The following is a 16,621-nucleotide window of genomic DNA, read 5'->3' on the forward strand; positions in this document are numbered from 1 at the left end:
ATACCCTATTTTTGTTGTATTTTTTCGACTACTTTATGGAGTGCCATAATAAACTGTTCTGATTCCAATGGCTTTAGTATATAATCATGAACTCCGTATTTACTCACTTGACTTCCAAAATCATATGCAGATAGAACTAAAGATGGCACTCTTGAATTTAGCTTTTTTAGCATCTCCAAACCATTTAAATTAGGCATCTGCATATCTGTGATAATCAAATCAAACTGATTTTCATTGAACTTTTCAAGACCTTCTTGTCCATCCATTGCTATAACTATATCACTAAAAAAGTTGTTTAACATTTCGAGAGTAGAATCTCTCACTTGCTTATCATCCTCTACATACAGTAGTTTTAAAGTTTTAGTGATTTTTATAAGTTCTTTTAAATTATCTCTCAAAGTCTAACTCCGATTATATTATCACAGTATATTAGCCAATAGAACCATTAAACAAACTAAAACTGTATCATTCCATCTATTGGAGAAGATGCTGTTGCGTAAGGTCTTTTTGGAATTCTTCCACTTAAGTAACTCATTCGTCCGGCAATAACTGCATGTTTCATAGCCTCTGCCATAAACATCGGATTTTGTGCCTGAGCGATTGCCGTATTTGTAAGGACACCCGCAGCTCCAAGTTCCATGGCGTATGCAGCATCACTCGCACACCCTATTCCTGCATCAACTATTACAGGCACGTTTACAGCTTCGCGAATAAAAACTATATTGTAAGGGTTTTGAATACCCAAGCCACTCCCAATAGGAGCAGCAAGTGGCATAATCGCATGTGCACCGGCATCTTCAAGTCTTTTTGCCATTATAGGGTCATCTGAAGTATAAGCCATAATAGTAAAACCCTCTTTAGATAGAATTTCACAAGCTTTGATAGTCTCTATAACATCAGGATAAAGTGTTTTTTGAGTGTCTCCGATAACTTCGAGTTTTATTAAGTCAATACCGGTAGCTTCACGAGTCAAACGAAAAGTAGTTATAGCCTCTTCTGCTGTTACGCAGCCGGCAGAGTTTGGTAAAAATTTTACATTGGTTCCGGCAAAAGTATCACGAAGATTCTCTTGGTCTGGATTTGTAATATTTAAACGACGAACCGCAACTGTTATTAGTTCACTCCCGCTTGCTAGTGTTGCCTCTTTTGTTGTTTGAAAATCTTTGTATTTTCCACTTCCAACTATCAAACGAGAACCTAGTTCATATTTTCCAATTTTTAAAATGTTGTCCATAATTTATTTTCCTTTATTGTTTTTATTGTTTTTTGGTTCGTATAAACCTAGCTTTAGTGCCTTTATAACATAAGCCATCTTATAGTTTACCTATACCCTCTATCAGGTCATCCGGAGTAAGTGAAAAATTAGAACCGTTGTAGTTTAGCGCCAGTTTCACATGTGCTAAAGAGCCGTTTATAGCAGCAAAAAAACAATCATGTCCTTGAGCAAGAAGTGAACCCACTAAACCACTTAAAACATCGCCGCTGCCGCCTTTTGCCAAAGCAGAAGTTCCATGAGGATTTATATAAAACTTATTACCATTGGCTATAATTACATTTGCCCCTTTTAAGATAAGTGTTACATGTGGAAACACTTTACAAAAATCTTCTACATATTTAAAACGGTTTTTTTGTAGTTCTTCTACACTTATATCTGCTATCTTTGTTATTTTGAGAAGTGAGATAAACTCTTTTACATGTGGAGTTATAACTACATTTTTTCTCTTTAAAATATCTGAAATTATTGACATGTAAAATATATCTGCATCTGCGATTAAAGGTAACTCATTGTCTAAAAATTTAGCCAACTCTTTGTCGCTAAACTCTTCTCCCAAGCCCATACCGATTGCTATGGCAGTTGCATTTTTTGGAACTTCATGTGAGTACATTATGGTATGTGGAATATTTATATCTTCAAATCCGACAAGGGTAACCAACCCGCTTCCAAATCTCAAAGCAGACAGAGCACTGATTATCCCTGCTCCACTTTTATCTCCACATGCCAGTGCCAGATGTCCATAGCTTCCCTTGTGTGAATCCTCTTTAGTTCTAAATGGAAGAGTTAAGTCATCTAAATCAAGTAAATTCCAGTTGCTGCTTTTTTCATACAGCTCTCTGCTGAGACCTAAATTTAAAACTCTTATCTCTCCTATAAACTCTTTTACTGAATCTAGGAACATGTTTCTTTTCAAAGCACCCATTGTAAGAGTTACGTCTGCTCTAAATTTAAAGGCAGATGGGATATCACAAGCGATTTTAAAAGCATTAGACGAATTCATCTCGCTTATTATATTTTTTAAGTTATCACTAAGTTCACCACTAAAACCTGTTCCAACTATTGCATCGACTAATACATCACAATCTTCAAGTTTTTTGGACTCTTTAACACCGATACTTTTGGCACGCTCCTCTTGAAGAAGTGCCATTTTAGAGCTTGGTTTTTTAGCATAAAAAATCGATACGTCATACTCTACATGTAGAAGTCTTGCACATGCGATGCCGTCGGCGCCATTATTTCCGCTTCCACATGCAAATAACACTTTTGCGCCCTTTGAAAATTTTGAACGAATATACTCAGCTATACCGTTGGCGGCATGTTCCATCAAAATATCTTCATTTAGAAAGAACTCTTCGTAGCATCTTTTATCTAAAGTAGCTACCTCTTCAAAAAGTTTTTGCACATCTACTCTTCAAAAATATACTCATCTATCTGAACCACATTGCTCTTAATGTCGTTAAAAAGTAGAGTGTGATAGTCCGTTCTGTACTGATAAAAAAATCTATTTTTTGGTAATTTTTTCAACCTTTTTGTGTTAAAAGACTCAAGATCCGAACATTTTCCCAAATATAAAAACGTAAATAAAAGCTTTAACTGAGGATTTTCAAAGATACTGTGAGGCTGAGTCAAAAAAGTGAACCCATATTTTTTTAGATTTAAAAAGCCAAGCATGTAAAGCAAAAAGTCCTCAAATTTTGTATAAAAGCCATTTAGATTTTCAATATCATGAAAAAAGTAATAATAATTGTCCAAAAGCTCTTGTGTTTGAAGTACCTGTGTAAGCTTGCTTTTGATATCTCTTTTGTTGGAGAAATAGTTAGGGTTAACAGACATATATATATGTTTTTTCTCAGCTATTAGCTTGTTTAATTCATCTTTAAATGATTCACTCTCATCAAACCTTATATAATTAAAATGCTCGTCTTTGTATCTTAACTCAATATTATCCTCGTTTGAGTCTGAAAAATCAAGATATAAAGTCGGAACATCGCTGTCAATAACAAAATTTCTTATTTTGCATGCCAGATTTGTTTTGCCAGAACCCTCTTCCCCTAAAATTAGAGTGTTGTATCGAAGTGATCTCTCCTCTAGTCTCAACGTATTTATACTGCTTTCGTATTTCCCTAGTCTATCTCTCATTTTATGCCTCTGGATAAAGTTTTTAACAAATATTATATCTTATAAAAAAGAATAAAAAAGTTTAATTTTACATACGCTTTAAATCTAATATAAAAAAATTATATTTCATAAAGCAAATTAGCTATACAATTCGCAAATAATATTTATAAGGAAATCATATGTACTCAAAAACTCTTCTCTCCTTAGCTCTTGCTACAGCTTCGCTTCTCGCTTCTGGCTTGTCTGATAATGCAAAAAATGCAGGTTTACTGCCAATACCTAGTTCTGAAACTGAACTTTTAAAGTTGATTGACAATCCAAAAAATCCAATCACTAAAGAGAAGATTGAACTTGGTAAAAAATTGTACTTTGACCCAAGATTGTCCAAGAGTGGTTTTATCAGTTGCAACAGTTGCCATAACCTTAGCGAGGGTGGAGATGATGGGATAAGTGCGGCAGTCGGTCATAAATGGGCTTCAAATCCACACCACTTAAACTCACCGACTGTCTATAATTCAGTATTTTTTTCTTCTCAGTTTTGGGACGGTCGTGACCCTGACTTAGAAAAACAGGCACAAGGACCAATTCAAGCCCATCCTGAAATGGCAGCAACAAAAGAGCATGTAGTTGCAACTGTAACCTCTATCCCTGCCTATGTAAATGAGTTTAAATTTGCTTACGGAGATGACGTAAAGATAAGCTTTGAAAAAGTTACAGATACGATTGCCATTTTTGAGAGAACACTTGTCACTCCATCCGCATATGATGACTACTTAAACGGTAAAGATGATGCGATGACTCCTCTTCAAAAAGCTGGTCTTAAAACCTTTATAGATAAAGGTTGTGCAACTTGTCACAACGGCGTTGCATTAGGCGGAGAGATGAATGCTTTTAACATTACAGGAACTTACATTCACCAAAATGTTGGTGATTTTAAGGGTAACGAAAATGGTATGGTAAAAGTACCTACACTTAGAAATATCACACAAACTGCACCATACTTTCATAATGGAAAAGTTTGGAATTTACAAGAGGCAATAGTTGAGATGGGTCGTATTCAAGTGGGTGAAAAAATCAGCGACAAAGAAGCTTCTTCTATAGAGGAGTTCTTAAAAGCATTAGATGGGAGAAAACCTGTTCTCTCTATCCCTATGCTTCCAGCTTCAACAAGCACTACCCCTAAACCGGACCTTAACTAGCCACTCCTATTTTTATACCCTTCTTGGGTATACAAGTAGCTCTATTCTTCGCTAAAAACTTTCACAATTGCTTTTGGCATTAACTCATACTCTAGCTCTTTTATCTTTTTTGAAAAACTCTCCAAAGTCTCGTTCTCACTGCGGATAAACTCTTTTTGCAAGATTATATCTCCGCCGTCAAGCTCACTACTTACCCAATGCACGCTCACTCCACACCTATCACTCTCCCCCGCAAAACTTCTCTCTATTGCTTTGGCGCCTTTATATTTTGGCAGCAAAGAAGGGTGAAGATTTATTGCTTTGATATTTGAAGTGAAAACAGAAGATAGTATTCTCATAAATCCGCTAAGCACAACCAAATCAGGAGCGTATGAATTTATTAATTTTACGAGCTCAGCGTCAAAGCTCTCTCTTGAATCAAAATCCACATGTTGCAAAACCTCTGTTTTTACACCGAGCAGAGTTAGCTTCTCTATACCTCTCGCATCTTTGTTATTTGTAATTCCGCATGTAACAAAGCACTCTTTTTTATGCAGCGACTGAACAATATTTTGTGCATTAAAGCCATCACCGCTAAAGAGTATAACAATTTTTTTCATTTTAATAATTTCCTATTTTTTATGCAATAAAATTATATCTACATGTACCAAAAAATGAAGACAAAAAGGGTATAATTGCGCTATGAATTATAAAAAAATCGCACAAGAGACCTTAGAGATTGAAGCAAACACTCTTTTACAGAGTGCAAAAAAGATAGATGACGTTTTTGACAGAGCGGTTGAGATTATACTTGCATGTAGTGGTAAACTTATTATTACTGGTGTTGGAAAATCTGGACTAATCGGCGCAAAGATGGCTGCTACTTTCGCTTCAACTGGAACTCCTAGCTTTTTTTTACATCCTACTGAGGCGCTTCACGGTGACTTAGGCATGATTGGCAAAGAAGATGTTGTTATCGCAATTAGCTACAGCGGAGAGAGTGAGGAGCTAAGCTCAATACTTCCACATGTAAAAAGGTTCAACACTCCTCTTATCGGTATGACAAGAGACAGGAATTCAACACTTGGAAAATATAGCGATTTAGTTATAGATGTAGTGGTTGAAAAAGAGGCTTGTCCTCTAAATATTGCACCGACAAGTTCAACAACTTTAACTTTAGCTTTAGGTGATGCTCTTGCGGTTTGTCTAATGAAGGCTAGAGATTTCAAAAAAAGTGATTTTGCTTCGTTTCACCCTGGTGGAGCTTTAGGAAAACAGCTATTTGTAAAAGTTAGTGACCTGATGAGAACTAAAGATTTACCAATTATAAGTTCAGATACAAAATTAAAAGATGCCATTGTTAAGATTAGCGAAGGTAGGCTTGGAACTGTACTAGTTACAGACAGCGAGAACAGACTGTTGGCACTTGTAAGTGATGGTGATATTCGTAGAGCACTTTTAAGCGAAGATTTTTCACTTGAAGATGAAGTTTACAAATATGCTACTCATAATCCAAGAACAATAGATAATGAAAATATACTTGCAAGTGAAGCACTTGTAGCTATAGAAGAGATGAAGATACAACTTTTAGTTGTAACAGATAAAGATAAAAAAGTAAAAGGTGTGCTTCACATCCATACTTTGATAGAAAAAGGTATTTCATAAATGATGAGATTAAATAAATACATTGCCCACCACTCAAGCTACTCAAGAAGAGAGGCTGACAAAGCCATTCAAGATGGCTATGTAAGAGTCAACGGTGAAATTCAAGACAACCCCGCAACACAAGTTGATGAAAAGGATGATATAGTTTACGTAAGCGGAAAACAAATCACTCCTAGAGATAAATACACTGTTATAGTCTATAACAAACCAAAGGGTGAGCTTGTAACAAAGAGTGACCCTAAAGGTAGAAGAACAATATATGACGGATTAGATAAGCAGTACAAACACTTTATCCCTGTTGGGCGTTTAGACTACGCAACCGAGGGTGTTTTACTTCTTACGGATGCTTCTAAAATCGCGACTGCTCTTATGAACTCCAACCTAGAGAGAATATACAAGGTGAAAATCAAAGGCGAAATCACTTCTGAAATGGAGAGCGCTATGATGAATGGTATGACTATTGATGATGCTACTGCCGGTGGACACTCACACTCAAAAATCACTTCAATGACGTTTGCACCTTTTATAGGTTATAAGATCCAAAAGAGCGAACATAACTACTCTGTTTTAAAAATAGCAATCTCTGAGGGTCAAAACCGTGAAATCAGAAGATTCTTTGCCCACTTTGGAACTGATGTTGCAGACCTTAAACGAATTAGTTTTGCAGAGGTAGAGTTAAATAATCTTCCAACTGGGAAAACAAGATTTTTATCTAGAAGCGAATACTCGGCTCTAACTACTTTTATGAAAGCAGAACAAAAACTCAAAAGAGAGCGTGGCGAGAAGTAGCCTTGTCAGATTTCACACACCTTTTACGACCAAAAAGCTTTGATGATTTAGTTGGGCAGGAGCATCTTAGTTCTCCAACCTCTCCGCTTAGGGTATTGTGTGAAAAGGGCGTTCTTGGGCATAGTTTTTTCTTTGGTCCTGCAGGGTGTGGAAAAACTTCAATTGCTAGAATTATTGCTAAAAAAATGGATATGCCATTTTATGAGTTTAATGCCACCTCTTTAAAAATAGAACAACTTAGAAAAATTTTTGAGCAGTATAGAAATGCTTTACAAAAACCTCTTATATTTATAGATGAAGTTCATCGTTTGGCTAAAAACCAGCAAGAAGTCTTACTTCCTGTTATGGAAAACAACTCTGTTTTAATCATAGGAGCTTCAACTGAAAATCCATTCTTTTCACTAACATCTGCCATCCGTTCCCGCTCTATGCTTTTTGAACTTCATCACATATCAAACGAAGCACTTTTTAAACTTTTAGATATTGCACTGGAAAATTCTGAGCTTACATGTACTGATGATGCCAAAGAGTATTTGATTGCTAGTAGCGGTGGAGATGCAAGAGCGATGCTAAAACTTTTAGAATTTTCTTCAAATATAAATACAAATATAACACTTGATATTTTAAAATCTTTAAGACCAAATGCTCTCTCTGCAGGAAGCAGTGAAGCCGGTGTTCATTACGACCTAACAAGTGCTATGATTAAATCCATTAGAGGCTCTGATGCTGATGCTGGTATATACTATCTTGCGAGACTTATAGATGGTGGGGAGAGTGCTGAGTTTATAGCCAGACGACTAGTTATTTTAGCCAGCGAAGACATAGGAAATGCAAATCCTCAAGCTTTAACACTTACAACATCCGCCATGACAAGCGTCTCTAAAATAGGCTATCCTGAAGCCAGAATTATTTTAGCTCAAGCTGTGATTTATCTCTGTGCCTCACCAAAGTCAAATTCAGCTTATGAAGCAATCAACAAAGCTTTAAACGCTGTAAACAATGGGGTGATGCTAGAGATTCCAAAGCATCTAAGACAGCATGGAGATGGCTATTTATACCCTCATGATTTTGGAGGCTTTGTAAAACAGAGCTACATGTCAAAATATTTGAAGTTTGTTGAGCTTAAAGATATTGGTTATGAGAAGAAAATGAAAGATTGGATAATAAGCATTACTAATATTTAAAAATAAAAAGCTTTAATTGGTGGGTACTATTTGTGTGAAGAGTGAAGTGTAACAAAAGTTACACTTTGCTCTTAGCTTATGAAGCTAATGCTGCTTTAGATGCTGTTGCAACTGCAGTAAATGCTGCTGCATCATTCATCGCCATATCAGCAAGAATTTTACGATCAAGCTCGATGCCAGATTTGTGAAGTCCATTCATAAACGTTGAATAGTTCATACCGTTAAGACGAGCAGCAGCGTTAATACGTACAATCCATAAACTACGGAAATCACGTTTTTTCTGCTTACGGTCACGGTGTGCATATACTAATGAACGTTCAATTTGTTCCTTAGCTTTACGGTAGTGTTTACGGCGTCCGCTGTAAAAACCTTTCGCTAATTTTAAAATCTTTTTGTGTCTTCTTCTACGAACAACACCTGTTTTTACTCTTGGCATTTCTTTCCTTTTTCTTTACCCACTCACTAATTTGTGATGAAGGTGCCACTTATTTGGTGGTCTTGCCCAGATATTATCTGGAGATTTATGATATAACTAAAATTAGTTAATCATAGCCTTGATATTTGCTTCATCCGCTTTAGAAACAACTTTTGAGCTGTTTTGATCACGACGAGTGCCTGCATCTTGTTTAGTTAGAATATGACTACGAAACGCTGTACCACGTTTAACAGTGCCATTTTTCTTAACTTTAAAACGCTTTACAGCGCCTTTAACTGATTTCATTTTTGGCATCGATAACTCCTTCATAAAATTCTCCGCACACATAAGCGTACTTTGAGAGCGCAATTATACCCAAATATTCTTTATTTTTTGTTATACTAGTGACATGAATTCAATTAAACACATAGAAAATGCGCTAAAAGAGTTAGATAAAGAAGTTGAGGAAATATTGTTGGATTGGAGTATTCCACTAAATGAAAAAGATAATCTAATGCTTCCTAAGCTTCAGGTAAAAAGAGTCTTAACTCAAACATTGGATGATTTAACATACTTAAAAAACAATCCACCAAAACTAAATCAGCCATGTGGAATATCTAAACATAGAGAAGATTGAAAATTTATTTTATGATTTTTATTGAGAGAGAGTACCCTTCCCCAGATACCTGCGGCACATAACACTTTAAGGTGTGCTGCTGTATTCCTACCCTGACACAGTATCCTAAAACACCATTGCACAGGTCTAAAGAAGAGCGTTGAAATTGTAGCCAAAAAAGCTGAAATTACAAAGAGTTGACTTGAAATTATTACAAATCGGGTACAATATTGCATGTTATATATCATAATCGCATTAAAACCTGAAGCCCAAGCCTTTGTAGATAAATACAAACTTACAAAAACAAAACTTGAAAATTTTACTCTACATGTAAATGAAAATATGACTCTGATTGTTAGCGGAGTTGGAGTCTTGAATGCAAAAATTGCTACAGCTAAAATTATTGAAAAATTTAAACCAAATGAAGATGATATTTTTTTAAATATTGGTATTTGTGGTGCAAATAAAAAGTACAAAATTGGTGAGCTTGTAGAGATTGCTTCTGTAATATACAAAAATGAAAACTTTGTGATAAATGAAAATACTTTACATGTAATTAACTGTGAAGATAGTGAAGTTGATAGAGAGAACTTTGCTATTGTAGACATGGAATCATTTGGTTTTTATGAGGCCACAAAAGAGATGAAAAACATCTACATGTACAAAGTTGTTAGTGATCACTTTGAGCCTAAGCAAGTTACAAAAGAGAAGACTAAATTACTAATATTTAACGCAATAGATGAGATTATGAAAAAGGTGCAAAGTTGAAAAAAATTGTTGTAACTGGAGCTAGTAGCGGAATAGGAAAAGAGATTAGTTTAAGACTTTTGAAACTTGGATATGCGGTTATTGGAATCAGCAGAGGTATTGATAATGCAGATTTTAGCAGTGAAAACTTTATACCACTCAAGGCTGATCTATCAAACTCAGATTTAACAATCTTTACATGTAAGAGTGTTGCACAAGAGGATATCTACATGCTGATTAACTGCGCTGGATTTGGAAGATTTGAGCCTCATGAGGAGTTAAGCACCAAAACTATTGCAGATATGGTTTATCTTAATCTCACAGCACCAATGCTACTTACTAATGCTTGTCTGAGAAATTTGAAAAAAAACAGTGGCTATCTTATAAACATAAGTAGTATTGAGGCTATAAAAGCGAGTAAGTTTGCGGGGGTTTACTCTGCAACAAAAGCTGGACTAAAAGCTTTTAGCGACTCTCTTTTTGAAGAGACAAGAAAAAGCGGACTAAGTGTTACAAATATAAATCCAGATATGACCCAAACAAATTTTTATGACGAGCTTAGATTTGAAACAAGCTCTAAAGAGGATGAAAAACTGTTAGCTTCGGACATAGCCGATGCCGTTGAACATATAATAAGCATGAGAAAGGGTGCAGTTGTAAGCGAATACACCATAAGAAGTTTGAATTTTGGGATTTCTAAAAAGAAGTTATAGTTTAATATCTATTTTTTTTGAAGTGGGTATATCAGTTGAACGTAAAAATTGTAAATTTCTTTTTATAAGTTTCATCGAAACAGATGTTTCATCTTTTAACGTATAGATTAATTCTGAAGCTTCCCTCAATAGGTAAACAGCTTCTTCTATCTCTTGCTCACTCTCAAGCTTCGGAAGTTCATCCATTAGCTCGTTTAATTTAACTGTATTTTTCTCAATTATAGCTATTTTTAGCCTAGTGAGCCACATTGTTCGTTTCTCTCCATGCATCTGAGAGACCTTTAAATACATTACTTACTTCATCAATTTTTGTTATATCATTATGTACATTTGCTTGTGACAAAAGCTGAATCTCATAGTTATAAAGACCCTCTAAGTACTTGGATACTTTCCCCTGCTTTAGGTCCAAAATAGATATAAGTTCAGTAATAATAGCAATAGAACGGTTTATCCAATAAACTTTTTTTTCTATATCCTTGTCTTTAACAGCTTTTTTTGCCTGAGCATTAAAACGAAGAACACCTTCATAGAGCATCTCAATCAGCTTAGCCGGAGATTCAACCTCTACATTATTTTGTGCATAAATATTATGAGCTGCGCTACCATACATGTTAGATCCTTTTTTACTGTCTTTACTAGTTTCTTTCATGATAATATATCGGCTATCTCACTGTTTTATTTAGTCCTTTTAGAGTAACTTTACTAATTTGAAGCTGCTGTCTGAGCATTTGCCATTTGAGTAAACATTGATGAAGCTGAATTGAACTTGCTAATCATTAAATCATATGCAGCAAATCGTTTAGCCATTATTTCATACTTAGCTTCTAGTCTTGCAGTAGCTGATTCTTTTCTATCTTCAAGTGAGGAAATATTATGTGTAATAGAATCTCTAAACTGATCTAAAATCGCATTATATTTTGTATAACTCTCTACTTTTGTTGAAAATTCTGTAAATGCGCCATCTAGTAAAACAGTCGAAGCATCAGGATTAGTAAATGTCCCCCCAGCAAAAAATGCTTCAACATTTGTTGAATTATCATTAAGTTTTTCAGTTAACAAATCTTTATCTAGACTCATTACACCATCTTTATCTACATCAAAACCATAATCAATCATTGAACCAACACCGCCACCAATACTCAGGACCATGCTTTCAATTGAACTCTTCATACTTTTAATAGTGCTCTCTTTAGAGAAGACTCCTCTATCCTCTTCCTCTTCACCAGGTGTAGTCATTTTATTTAATTCTGAAATTGTTGCATTGTAATGTTCAACAAAACTGTCAAATTTTTCCATAATAGTTTCTAAATTTTGCTGCACACTGACAGTAGATAAGCCCACTTCTTTTAAAGTAATATTTAAGCCTGTGACTAAATCATCTATATTATTACTAGTACGGGTTATAGCCTGACCATTAAATGTAAAGTTTGCGTCAACACCAGTTTGAATTGCAGTCATATCAGTAGTCAAACGAGTATCTGTAAGATTTCCGGTGCTGTCTGTTATAGTTATATCCTGCGTTGTCCCTGTATCTGCAGAACTTACAAATAAACGGAACTCTCCAGCACTTATTTGAACTACAGTAGCGTTTGCTTTATCTGTAGCAGCATCATTTATAGCATTTTTCAAGTCATCCAAAGTTGTAGTTTCATCATATGCTATACTAAAATCTAAGCCATCTATATTTAAGTTTATACTGCCTGCAGCTGTTGCGATAGTTTCAGTATTTAAAGCAAAGGCTCCTGACTGCTCTATCTGTTTAGTGGCTAAATTTACTACATTTAATGTAAAATCTTGAACATCTGTATTTGCATCAGCTGTAACCTCTACAGATGTTCCTGTTACTTCTGCACTTCTTTCATCAAAAAGAGTATTACTTTTAATTTCATTAATACTATCTATAAGATTTGTCATATGAGCATCAACGACATCCAACTCATCTTGTTTTGCCTTATCGGCTGAAATACTTCTATCTATAGGATTAATAAATTGCGCATCATCAGCCGCTCTAAGCTGATCTATGACATCCTGTGTTAAAATACTTGATCCAACACCTAGTGAACTTATAGCCATGATATATCCTTTAAATAAAACAATTCCGTTTGTTTTATTTTCTCTTAACAACTAAATCGACAATTTTATTTTTTACTTTAAATTAGTGGCAAAATATATCTCTGAAAATATAATGTGGTTTTGCAGGTAGCTACAAAAAATAGAAATTAAATATATTACTATTAAAGTAATATATTTACATGTTTACGAGGAAACGGACCAAAACTTTTACTATTGTAAAAGTTTAAGAACGTTTTGTTGAACAGCATTAGCTTGACTCATAGCGTATGAGCCAGATTGAGCTAAAATATTGTGTTTTGCAAAGTTTGCACTCTCTGCAGCAAAGTCAACATCTCTCAAAGTTGATTGAGCTGACTCTACATTTACTTGAGTAACAGAAATATTTCTAACTACTGACTCAAGTGAGTTTTGATCCGCACCAATATTTGCTCTAATTGTGTCAAGTGCACCGATACGAGTATCCATTACAGCAATAACAGCTTGTGCGGCAGCAGCATTTGTTGAAACATCTTGAGCACCAACAGCTAGCGTGTCTGCAATCGCAACATCTTTAGCATCAGCAGCTTTATGACCAATCTGTATATTAAGAGGTCCTGTACCACTTAGTAATGGTTTATCATTAAAAGTAGTACTAGTACGAATTTGATCAGACTCAACAATAAATCCCTTAATGAGTATTTAGATTATAAAAAGCAAAAAACATTCCAAGTTATGAAGTAAGGTTATGAAGTAAAAAAATAGCAAGGGAGGAATCCCCTGCTTGTAGAAGTTTTAAAGAGTCACTATTGTAATAATCTCAATACATTTTCTAAAGAAACGTGCAGGGCTTACGCCCTCAACTCATCTACTGAAGTAGACGAAGCACGTTTTGTTGAACAGCATTAGCTTGACTCATAGCGTATGAACCAGATTGAGCTAAAATATTGTGTTTTGCAAAGTTTGCACTCTCTGCAGCAAAGTCAACATCTCTTAAGTTAGATTCAGCAGCAGCTACATTTACTTGAGTAACAGAAATATTTCTAACAACTGACTCAAGTGAGTTTTGATCCGCACCAACATTTGATCTAATTGTATCAAGTGCAGTGATACGAGCGTCCATTGCAGTGATAACAGCTTTCGCAGTAGCAGAACTTGTTGTAACATCTTGAGCAGCAAGAACTACTGTATCAGCAATTACAACATCTTTTGCATCAGCAGCTTTATGACCAATCTGTATATTAATAGCAGCCTGAGTACCATTTAATAGTGCTTTATCATTAAAAGTAGTACTGGTACGAATCTGGTTAGATTCAACAATAAGCTCATTAACTTCCGCTTGAATAAATCCACGAGAAGTAACATCCTGAGTATCATTTGATGATTGAACAGCAAGAACACGAATTCTCTGAGCAATATTTGTCATCTCATTGATAGCACCATCTGCAGTTTGAAGCAAAGCAATACCATCATTTGAATTTCTGATAGCTTGACCAAGACCTTGAGACTGTGCTGAAAGTTTATTTGCGATAGCAAGACCTGAAGCATCATCAGCAGCTTTGTTGATTCTTAAACCTGAACTAAGCGCATTAAGACTTTTATCAAGTCCAACATTATTCATCGAAGCGTTTCTGTGTGCGTTCATAGCACCTATGTTTGTGTTTATTCTAAATCCCATAATAAATCCTTTTTGGGTAAGAGCCTTTCGCCCTACTTGATTTTCAGCATCCTTGCTGATTTTTCTATCTTACACTCTATATATTGACAGTTAAAAAATAACTTTAAACAAATGATTGAGATTATTGTAATAATCTCAATACATTTTCTAAAGAAACGTGCTCACTACTTCGTAGCTCTAACGATTGTTACTATTGTAACAATCTCAACACGTTTTGTTGAACAGCATTAGCTTGACTCATAGCGTATGAACCAGATTGAGCTAAAATATTGTGTTTTGCAAAGTTTGCACTCTCTGCAGCAAAGTCAACATCTCTTAAGTTAGATTCAGCAGCAGCTACATTTACTTGAGTAACAGAAATATTTCTAACAACTGACTCAAGTGAGTTTTGATCCGCACCAACATTTGATCTAATTGTATCAAGTGCAGTGATACGAGCGTCCATTGCAGTGATAGTAGCTTGCGCTTGAGCAGCCGTTCCAACAAGTTGAGCACCTACTACTGTTGCATCCGCTATTGCAACATCTTTTGCATCAGCAGCTTTATGACCAATCTGTATATTAAGAGCTCCCGTACCAGTTAGTAGCGCTTTATCATTAAAAGTAGTACTAGTACGAATTTGATCAGACTCAACAATAAGCTCATTAACTTCCGCTTGGATAAATCCACGAGAAGTAGCATCTTGAGTATCATTTGATGCTTGAACAGCAAGAACACGAATTCTCTGAGCAATATTTGTCATCTCATTGATAGCACCATCTGCAGTTTGAAGCAAAGCAATACCATCATTTGAATTTCTGATAGCTTGACCAAGACCTTGAGACTGTGCCGAAAGTTTATTTGCGATAGCAAGACCTGAAGCATCATCAGCAGCTTTGTTGATTCTTAAACCTGAACTAAGCGCATTAAGACTTTTATCAAGTCCAACATTATTCATCGAAGCGTTTCTGTGTGCGTTCATAGCACCTATGTTTGTGTTTATTCTAAATCCCATAATAAATCCTTTTTGGGTAAGAGCCTTTCGCTCTAGTTGATTTCAGCATCCTTGCTGATTTTTTATCTTACACTCTATATATCGACAGTTAAAAAAATAACTTTAAACAAATGATTGAGATTATTGTAATAATCTCAACACGTTTTCTAAAGAAACGTGCTCACTACTTCGTAGCTCTAACGATTGTTACTATTGTAACAATCTCAACACGTTTTGTTGAACAGCATTAGCTTGACTCATAGCGTATGAACCAGATTGAGCTAAAATATTGTGTTTTGCAAAGTTTGCACTCTCTGCAGCAAAGTCAACATCTCTTAAGTTAGATTCAGCAGCAGCTACATTTACTTGAGTAACAGAAATATTTCTAACAACTGACTCAAGTGAGTTTTGATCCGCACCAACATTTGATCTAATTGTATCAAGTGCAGTGATACGAGCGTCCATCGCAGTAATAACACCTTGTGCACCAACAGTTGTTGAAACATTTTGAGCAGCAAGAACTACTGTATCAGCAATTGCAACATTTTTAGCATCAGCAGCCTTATGACCGATTTGTATATTAAGACCGCCTGCTACCTGACTACCGTCCAGAAGTGGCTTATCATTAAAAGTAGTACTGGTACGAATCTGGTTAGACTCAACAATAAGCTCATTAACTTCCGCTTGAATAAATCCACGAGAAGTAGCATCCTGAGTATCATTTGATGATTGAACAGCAAGAACACGAATTCTCTGAGCAATATTTGTCATCTCATTGATAGCACCATCTGCAGTTTGAAGCAAAGCAATACCATCATTTGAATTTCTGATAGCTTGACCAAGACCTTGAGACTGTGCCGAAAGTTTATTTGCGATAGCAAGACCTGAAGCATCATCAGCAGCTTTGTTGATTCTTAAACCTGAACTAAGCGCATTAAGACTTTTATCAAGTCCAACATTATTCATCGAAGCGTTTCTGTGTGCGTTCATAGCACCTATGTTTGTGTTTATTCTAAATCCCATAATAAATCCTTTTTGGGTAAGAGCCTTTCGCTCTAGTTGATTTCAGCATCCTTGCTGATTTTTCTATCTTACACTCTACATATCGACACTAAAAATAATAACTTTAAGTAAATTTGTAAACTTTTTATCATTTTACTTATTTAATCTTTTTCGGGTACACTTTCGAAATTAAAACAACTATACTATATATAGGAAAA

At 35.4% G+C, this 16,621-nt stretch carries 21 protein-coding genes and 1 other RNA gene; 7 read left to right on the top strand and 15 right to left on the bottom strand.

What is annotated here, in order from left to right; translation table 11 throughout:
• Window positions 1-5: 5 nt before the first annotated feature.
• From HUE88_RS13015 to HUE88_RS13030, 4 genes are all read right to left on the bottom strand, one after another.
• Entirely contained in the window at window positions 6-398 is a 393-nt protein-coding gene (locus HUE88_RS13015) for a response regulator (protein WP_194369626.1), read from the bottom strand.
• A 56-nt stretch (window positions 399-454) separates the two neighbouring features.
• Window positions 455-1,234 carry a thiazole synthase gene (locus HUE88_RS13020; RefSeq protein ID WP_194369628.1) on the bottom strand — a complete coding sequence of 260 codons (780 nt, stop codon included), beginning with the start codon at window positions 1,232-1,234 and terminating at the stop codon, window positions 455-457.
• Window positions 1,235-1,313: 79 nt separating this feature from the next.
• On the bottom strand, window positions 1,314-2,678 hold the full coding sequence (locus HUE88_RS13025) for an NAD(P)H-hydrate dehydratase (RefSeq protein WP_194369630.1): 1,365 nt from the start codon (window positions 2,676-2,678) through the stop codon (window positions 1,314-1,316).
• Window positions 2,679-2,680: 2 nt separating this feature from the next.
• Window positions 2,681-3,415, bottom strand: a complete 735-nt coding sequence (locus HUE88_RS13030; RefSeq protein WP_194369632.1) for an ATP-binding protein — start codon at window positions 3,413-3,415, stop codon at window positions 2,681-2,683.
• Between the two features lie 158 nt (window positions 3,416-3,573).
• On the opposite strand from HUE88_RS13030, the gene HUE88_RS13035 reads away from it, so the two are divergent.
• Complete coding sequence (locus tag HUE88_RS13035; protein ID WP_194369634.1) at window positions 3,574-4,593, top strand: cytochrome-c peroxidase; 1,020 nt, start codon at window positions 3,574-3,576, stop codon at window positions 4,591-4,593.
• Window positions 4,594-4,634: 41 nt separating this feature from the next.
• On the opposite strand, the gene purN is transcribed toward HUE88_RS13035, so the two are convergent.
• Window positions 4,635-5,192 carry a phosphoribosylglycinamide formyltransferase gene (gene purN / locus HUE88_RS13040; protein ID WP_194369636.1) on the bottom strand — a complete coding sequence of 186 codons (558 nt, stop codon included), beginning with the start codon at window positions 5,190-5,192 and terminating at the stop codon, window positions 4,635-4,637.
• A gap of 82 nt (window positions 5,193-5,274) precedes the next feature.
• Between purN and HUE88_RS13045 the strand changes: the two genes are divergently transcribed.
• From HUE88_RS13045 to HUE88_RS13055, 3 genes are read left to right on the top strand one after another with little or no spacing between them, the layout of a single operon-like run.
• Window positions 5,275-6,237, top strand: a complete 963-nt coding sequence (locus HUE88_RS13045; protein WP_194369637.1) for a KpsF/GutQ family sugar-phosphate isomerase — start codon at window positions 5,275-5,277, stop codon at window positions 6,235-6,237.
• On the top strand, window positions 6,238-7,026 hold the full coding sequence (locus HUE88_RS13050; protein WP_229860096.1) for a pseudouridine synthase: 789 nt from the start codon (window positions 6,238-6,240) through the stop codon (window positions 7,024-7,026). It begins immediately after the preceding gene.
• A 2-nt stretch (window positions 7,027-7,028) separates the two neighbouring features.
• Window positions 7,029-8,210, top strand: coding sequence for a replication-associated recombination protein A (locus tag HUE88_RS13055; protein WP_194369639.1), 1,182 nt, complete (start codon window positions 7,029-7,031; stop codon window positions 8,208-8,210).
• Between the two features lie 76 nt (window positions 8,211-8,286).
• Here HUE88_RS13055 and rplT read toward each other — a convergent pair whose 3' ends face one another.
• Both rplT and rpmI read right to left on the bottom strand, forming a co-directional pair.
• The gene (rplT, locus tag HUE88_RS13060; RefSeq protein WP_194369641.1) at window positions 8,287-8,646 is read right to left on the bottom strand and encodes a 50S ribosomal protein L20; all 360 of its coding nucleotides are present in this window, start codon (window positions 8,644-8,646) and stop codon (window positions 8,287-8,289) included.
• A gap of 102 nt (window positions 8,647-8,748) precedes the next feature.
• Window positions 8,749-8,940: a 50S ribosomal protein L35 gene (rpmI, locus tag HUE88_RS13065; protein ID WP_194372703.1), complete on the bottom strand. Its 192-nt coding sequence runs from the start codon at window positions 8,938-8,940 to the stop codon at window positions 8,749-8,751.
• 94 nt (window positions 8,941-9,034) lie between these two features.
• Here rpmI and HUE88_RS13070 point away from each other — a divergent pair, with 94 nt between their 5' ends.
• A complete protein-coding gene (locus HUE88_RS13070; RefSeq protein WP_194369643.1) occupies window positions 9,035-9,262 on the top strand; it encodes a hypothetical protein in 228 nt (75 codons plus the stop codon).
• Window positions 9,263-9,297: 35 nt separating this feature from the next.
• Here the strand turns inward: HUE88_RS13070 and ffs are convergent.
• Window positions 9,298-9,395, bottom strand: an RNA gene (gene ffs / locus HUE88_RS13075) — signal recognition particle sRNA small type.
• Between the two features lie 80 nt (window positions 9,396-9,475).
• On the opposite strand from ffs, the gene HUE88_RS13080 reads away from it, so the two are divergent.
• Both HUE88_RS13080 and HUE88_RS13085 read left to right on the top strand, forming a co-directional pair.
• Window positions 9,476-10,009 (top strand): 5'-methylthioadenosine/S-adenosylhomocysteine nucleosidase family protein, encoded by a 534-nt coding sequence (locus tag HUE88_RS13080; protein WP_194369645.1) that lies wholly within the window; start codon window positions 9,476-9,478, stop codon window positions 10,007-10,009.
• Entirely contained in the window at window positions 10,006-10,701 is a 696-nt protein-coding gene (locus HUE88_RS13085; RefSeq protein ID WP_194369647.1) for an SDR family NAD(P)-dependent oxidoreductase, read from the top strand. Before HUE88_RS13080 ends, HUE88_RS13085 begins: the two co-directional genes overlap by 4 nt.
• Here HUE88_RS13085 and HUE88_RS13090 read toward each other — a convergent pair.
• The 7 genes from HUE88_RS13090 to HUE88_RS13120 all read right to left on the bottom strand — a co-directional run bounded on the left by HUE88_RS13090 (window position 10,696) and on the right by HUE88_RS13120 (window position 16,424).
• Window positions 10,696-10,971 (bottom strand): hypothetical protein, encoded by a 276-nt coding sequence (locus HUE88_RS13090; protein WP_229860097.1) that lies wholly within the window; start codon window positions 10,969-10,971, stop codon window positions 10,696-10,698. The genes HUE88_RS13085 and HUE88_RS13090 overlap by 6 nt on opposite strands.
• Window positions 10,937-11,311: a flagellar export chaperone FliS gene (gene fliS, locus HUE88_RS13095; protein WP_194369649.1), complete on the bottom strand. Its 375-nt coding sequence runs from the start codon at window positions 11,309-11,311 to the stop codon at window positions 10,937-10,939. The genes HUE88_RS13090 and fliS overlap by 35 nt, the downstream gene beginning before the upstream one ends.
• A gap of 92 nt (window positions 11,312-11,403) precedes the next feature.
• Window positions 11,404-12,774: a flagellar filament capping protein FliD gene (fliD, locus tag HUE88_RS13100; protein ID WP_194369651.1), complete on the bottom strand. Its 1,371-nt coding sequence runs from the start codon at window positions 12,772-12,774 to the stop codon at window positions 11,404-11,406.
• Between the two features lie 210 nt (window positions 12,775-12,984).
• A complete protein-coding gene (locus HUE88_RS13105; RefSeq protein WP_194369653.1) occupies window positions 12,985-13,239 on the bottom strand; it encodes a flagellin in 255 nt (84 codons plus the stop codon).
• A 379-nt stretch (window positions 13,240-13,618) separates the two neighbouring features.
• Window positions 13,619-14,428: a flagellin N-terminal helical domain-containing protein gene (locus tag HUE88_RS13110; RefSeq protein WP_194369655.1), complete on the bottom strand. Its 810-nt coding sequence runs from the start codon at window positions 14,426-14,428 to the stop codon at window positions 13,619-13,621.
• Window positions 14,429-14,618: 190 nt separating this feature from the next.
• Window positions 14,619-15,422: a flagellin gene (locus tag HUE88_RS13115; RefSeq protein WP_194369657.1), complete on the bottom strand. Its 804-nt coding sequence runs from the start codon at window positions 15,420-15,422 to the stop codon at window positions 14,619-14,621.
• Between the two features lie 189 nt (window positions 15,423-15,611).
• Window positions 15,612-16,424, bottom strand: coding sequence for a flagellin N-terminal helical domain-containing protein (locus tag HUE88_RS13120; protein ID WP_194369659.1), 813 nt, complete (start codon window positions 16,422-16,424; stop codon window positions 15,612-15,614).
• Window positions 16,425-16,621 lie beyond the last annotated feature (197 nt).

The sequence above is a fragment of the Candidatus Sulfurimonas baltica genome (genome assembly GCF_015265455.1).
GTDB classification, from domain to species: domain Bacteria; phylum Campylobacterota; class Campylobacteria; order Campylobacterales; family Sulfurimonadaceae; genus Sulfurimonas; species Sulfurimonas baltica.

Bases quoted from the DNA above. Each gene is read 5' to 3' on its own strand.
- HUE88_RS13115 (WP_194369657.1), bottom strand. From the start codon at position 15,422: ATGGGATTTAGAATAAACACAAACATAGGTGCTATGAACGCACACAGA.
- HUE88_RS13030 (WP_194369632.1), bottom strand. From the start codon at position 3,415: ATGAGAGATAGACTAGGGAAATACGAAAGCAGTATAAATACGTTGAGA.
- HUE88_RS13105 (WP_194369653.1), bottom strand. From the start codon at position 13,239: ATGGATACTCGTATCGGTGCACTTGACACAATTAGAGCAAATATTGGT.
- HUE88_RS13110 (WP_194369655.1), bottom strand. From the start codon at position 14,428: ATGGGATTTAGAATAAACACAAACATAGGTGCTATGAACGCACACAGA.
- fliS (WP_194369649.1), bottom strand. From the start codon at position 11,311: ATGTATGGTAGCGCAGCTCATAATATTTATGCACAAAATAATGTAGAG.
- fliD (WP_194369651.1), bottom strand. From the start codon at position 12,774: ATGGCTATAAGTTCACTAGGTGTTGGATCAAGTATTTTAACACAGGAT.
- rplT (WP_194369641.1), bottom strand. From the start codon at position 8,646: ATGCCAAGAGTAAAAACAGGTGTTGTTCGTAGAAGAAGACACAAAAAG.
- rpmI (WP_194372703.1), bottom strand. From the start codon at position 8,940: ATGCCAAAAATGAAATCAGTTAAAGGCGCTGTAAAGCGTTTTAAAGTT.
- purN (WP_194369636.1), bottom strand. From the start codon at position 5,192: ATGAAAAAAATTGTTATACTCTTTAGCGGTGATGGCTTTAATGCACAA.
- HUE88_RS13020 (WP_194369628.1), bottom strand. From the start codon at position 1,234: ATGGACAACATTTTAAAAATTGGAAAATATGAACTAGGTTCTCGTTTG.
- HUE88_RS13035 (WP_194369634.1), top strand. From the start codon at position 3,574: ATGTACTCAAAAACTCTTCTCTCCTTAGCTCTTGCTACAGCTTCGCTT.
- HUE88_RS13045 (WP_194369637.1), top strand. From the start codon at position 5,275: ATGAATTATAAAAAAATCGCACAAGAGACCTTAGAGATTGAAGCAAAC.
- HUE88_RS13050 (WP_229860096.1), top strand. From the start codon at position 6,238: ATGATGAGATTAAATAAATACATTGCCCACCACTCAAGCTACTCAAGA.
- HUE88_RS13070 (WP_194369643.1), top strand. From the start codon at position 9,035: ATGAATTCAATTAAACACATAGAAAATGCGCTAAAAGAGTTAGATAAA.
- HUE88_RS13080 (WP_194369645.1), top strand. From the start codon at position 9,476: ATGTTATATATCATAATCGCATTAAAACCTGAAGCCCAAGCCTTTGTA.
- HUE88_RS13120 (WP_194369659.1), bottom strand. From the start codon at position 16,424: ATGGGATTTAGAATAAACACAAACATAGGTGCTATGAACGCACACAGA.
- HUE88_RS13090 (WP_229860097.1), bottom strand. From the start codon at position 10,971: ATGCATGGAGAGAAACGAACAATGTGGCTCACTAGGCTAAAAATAGCT.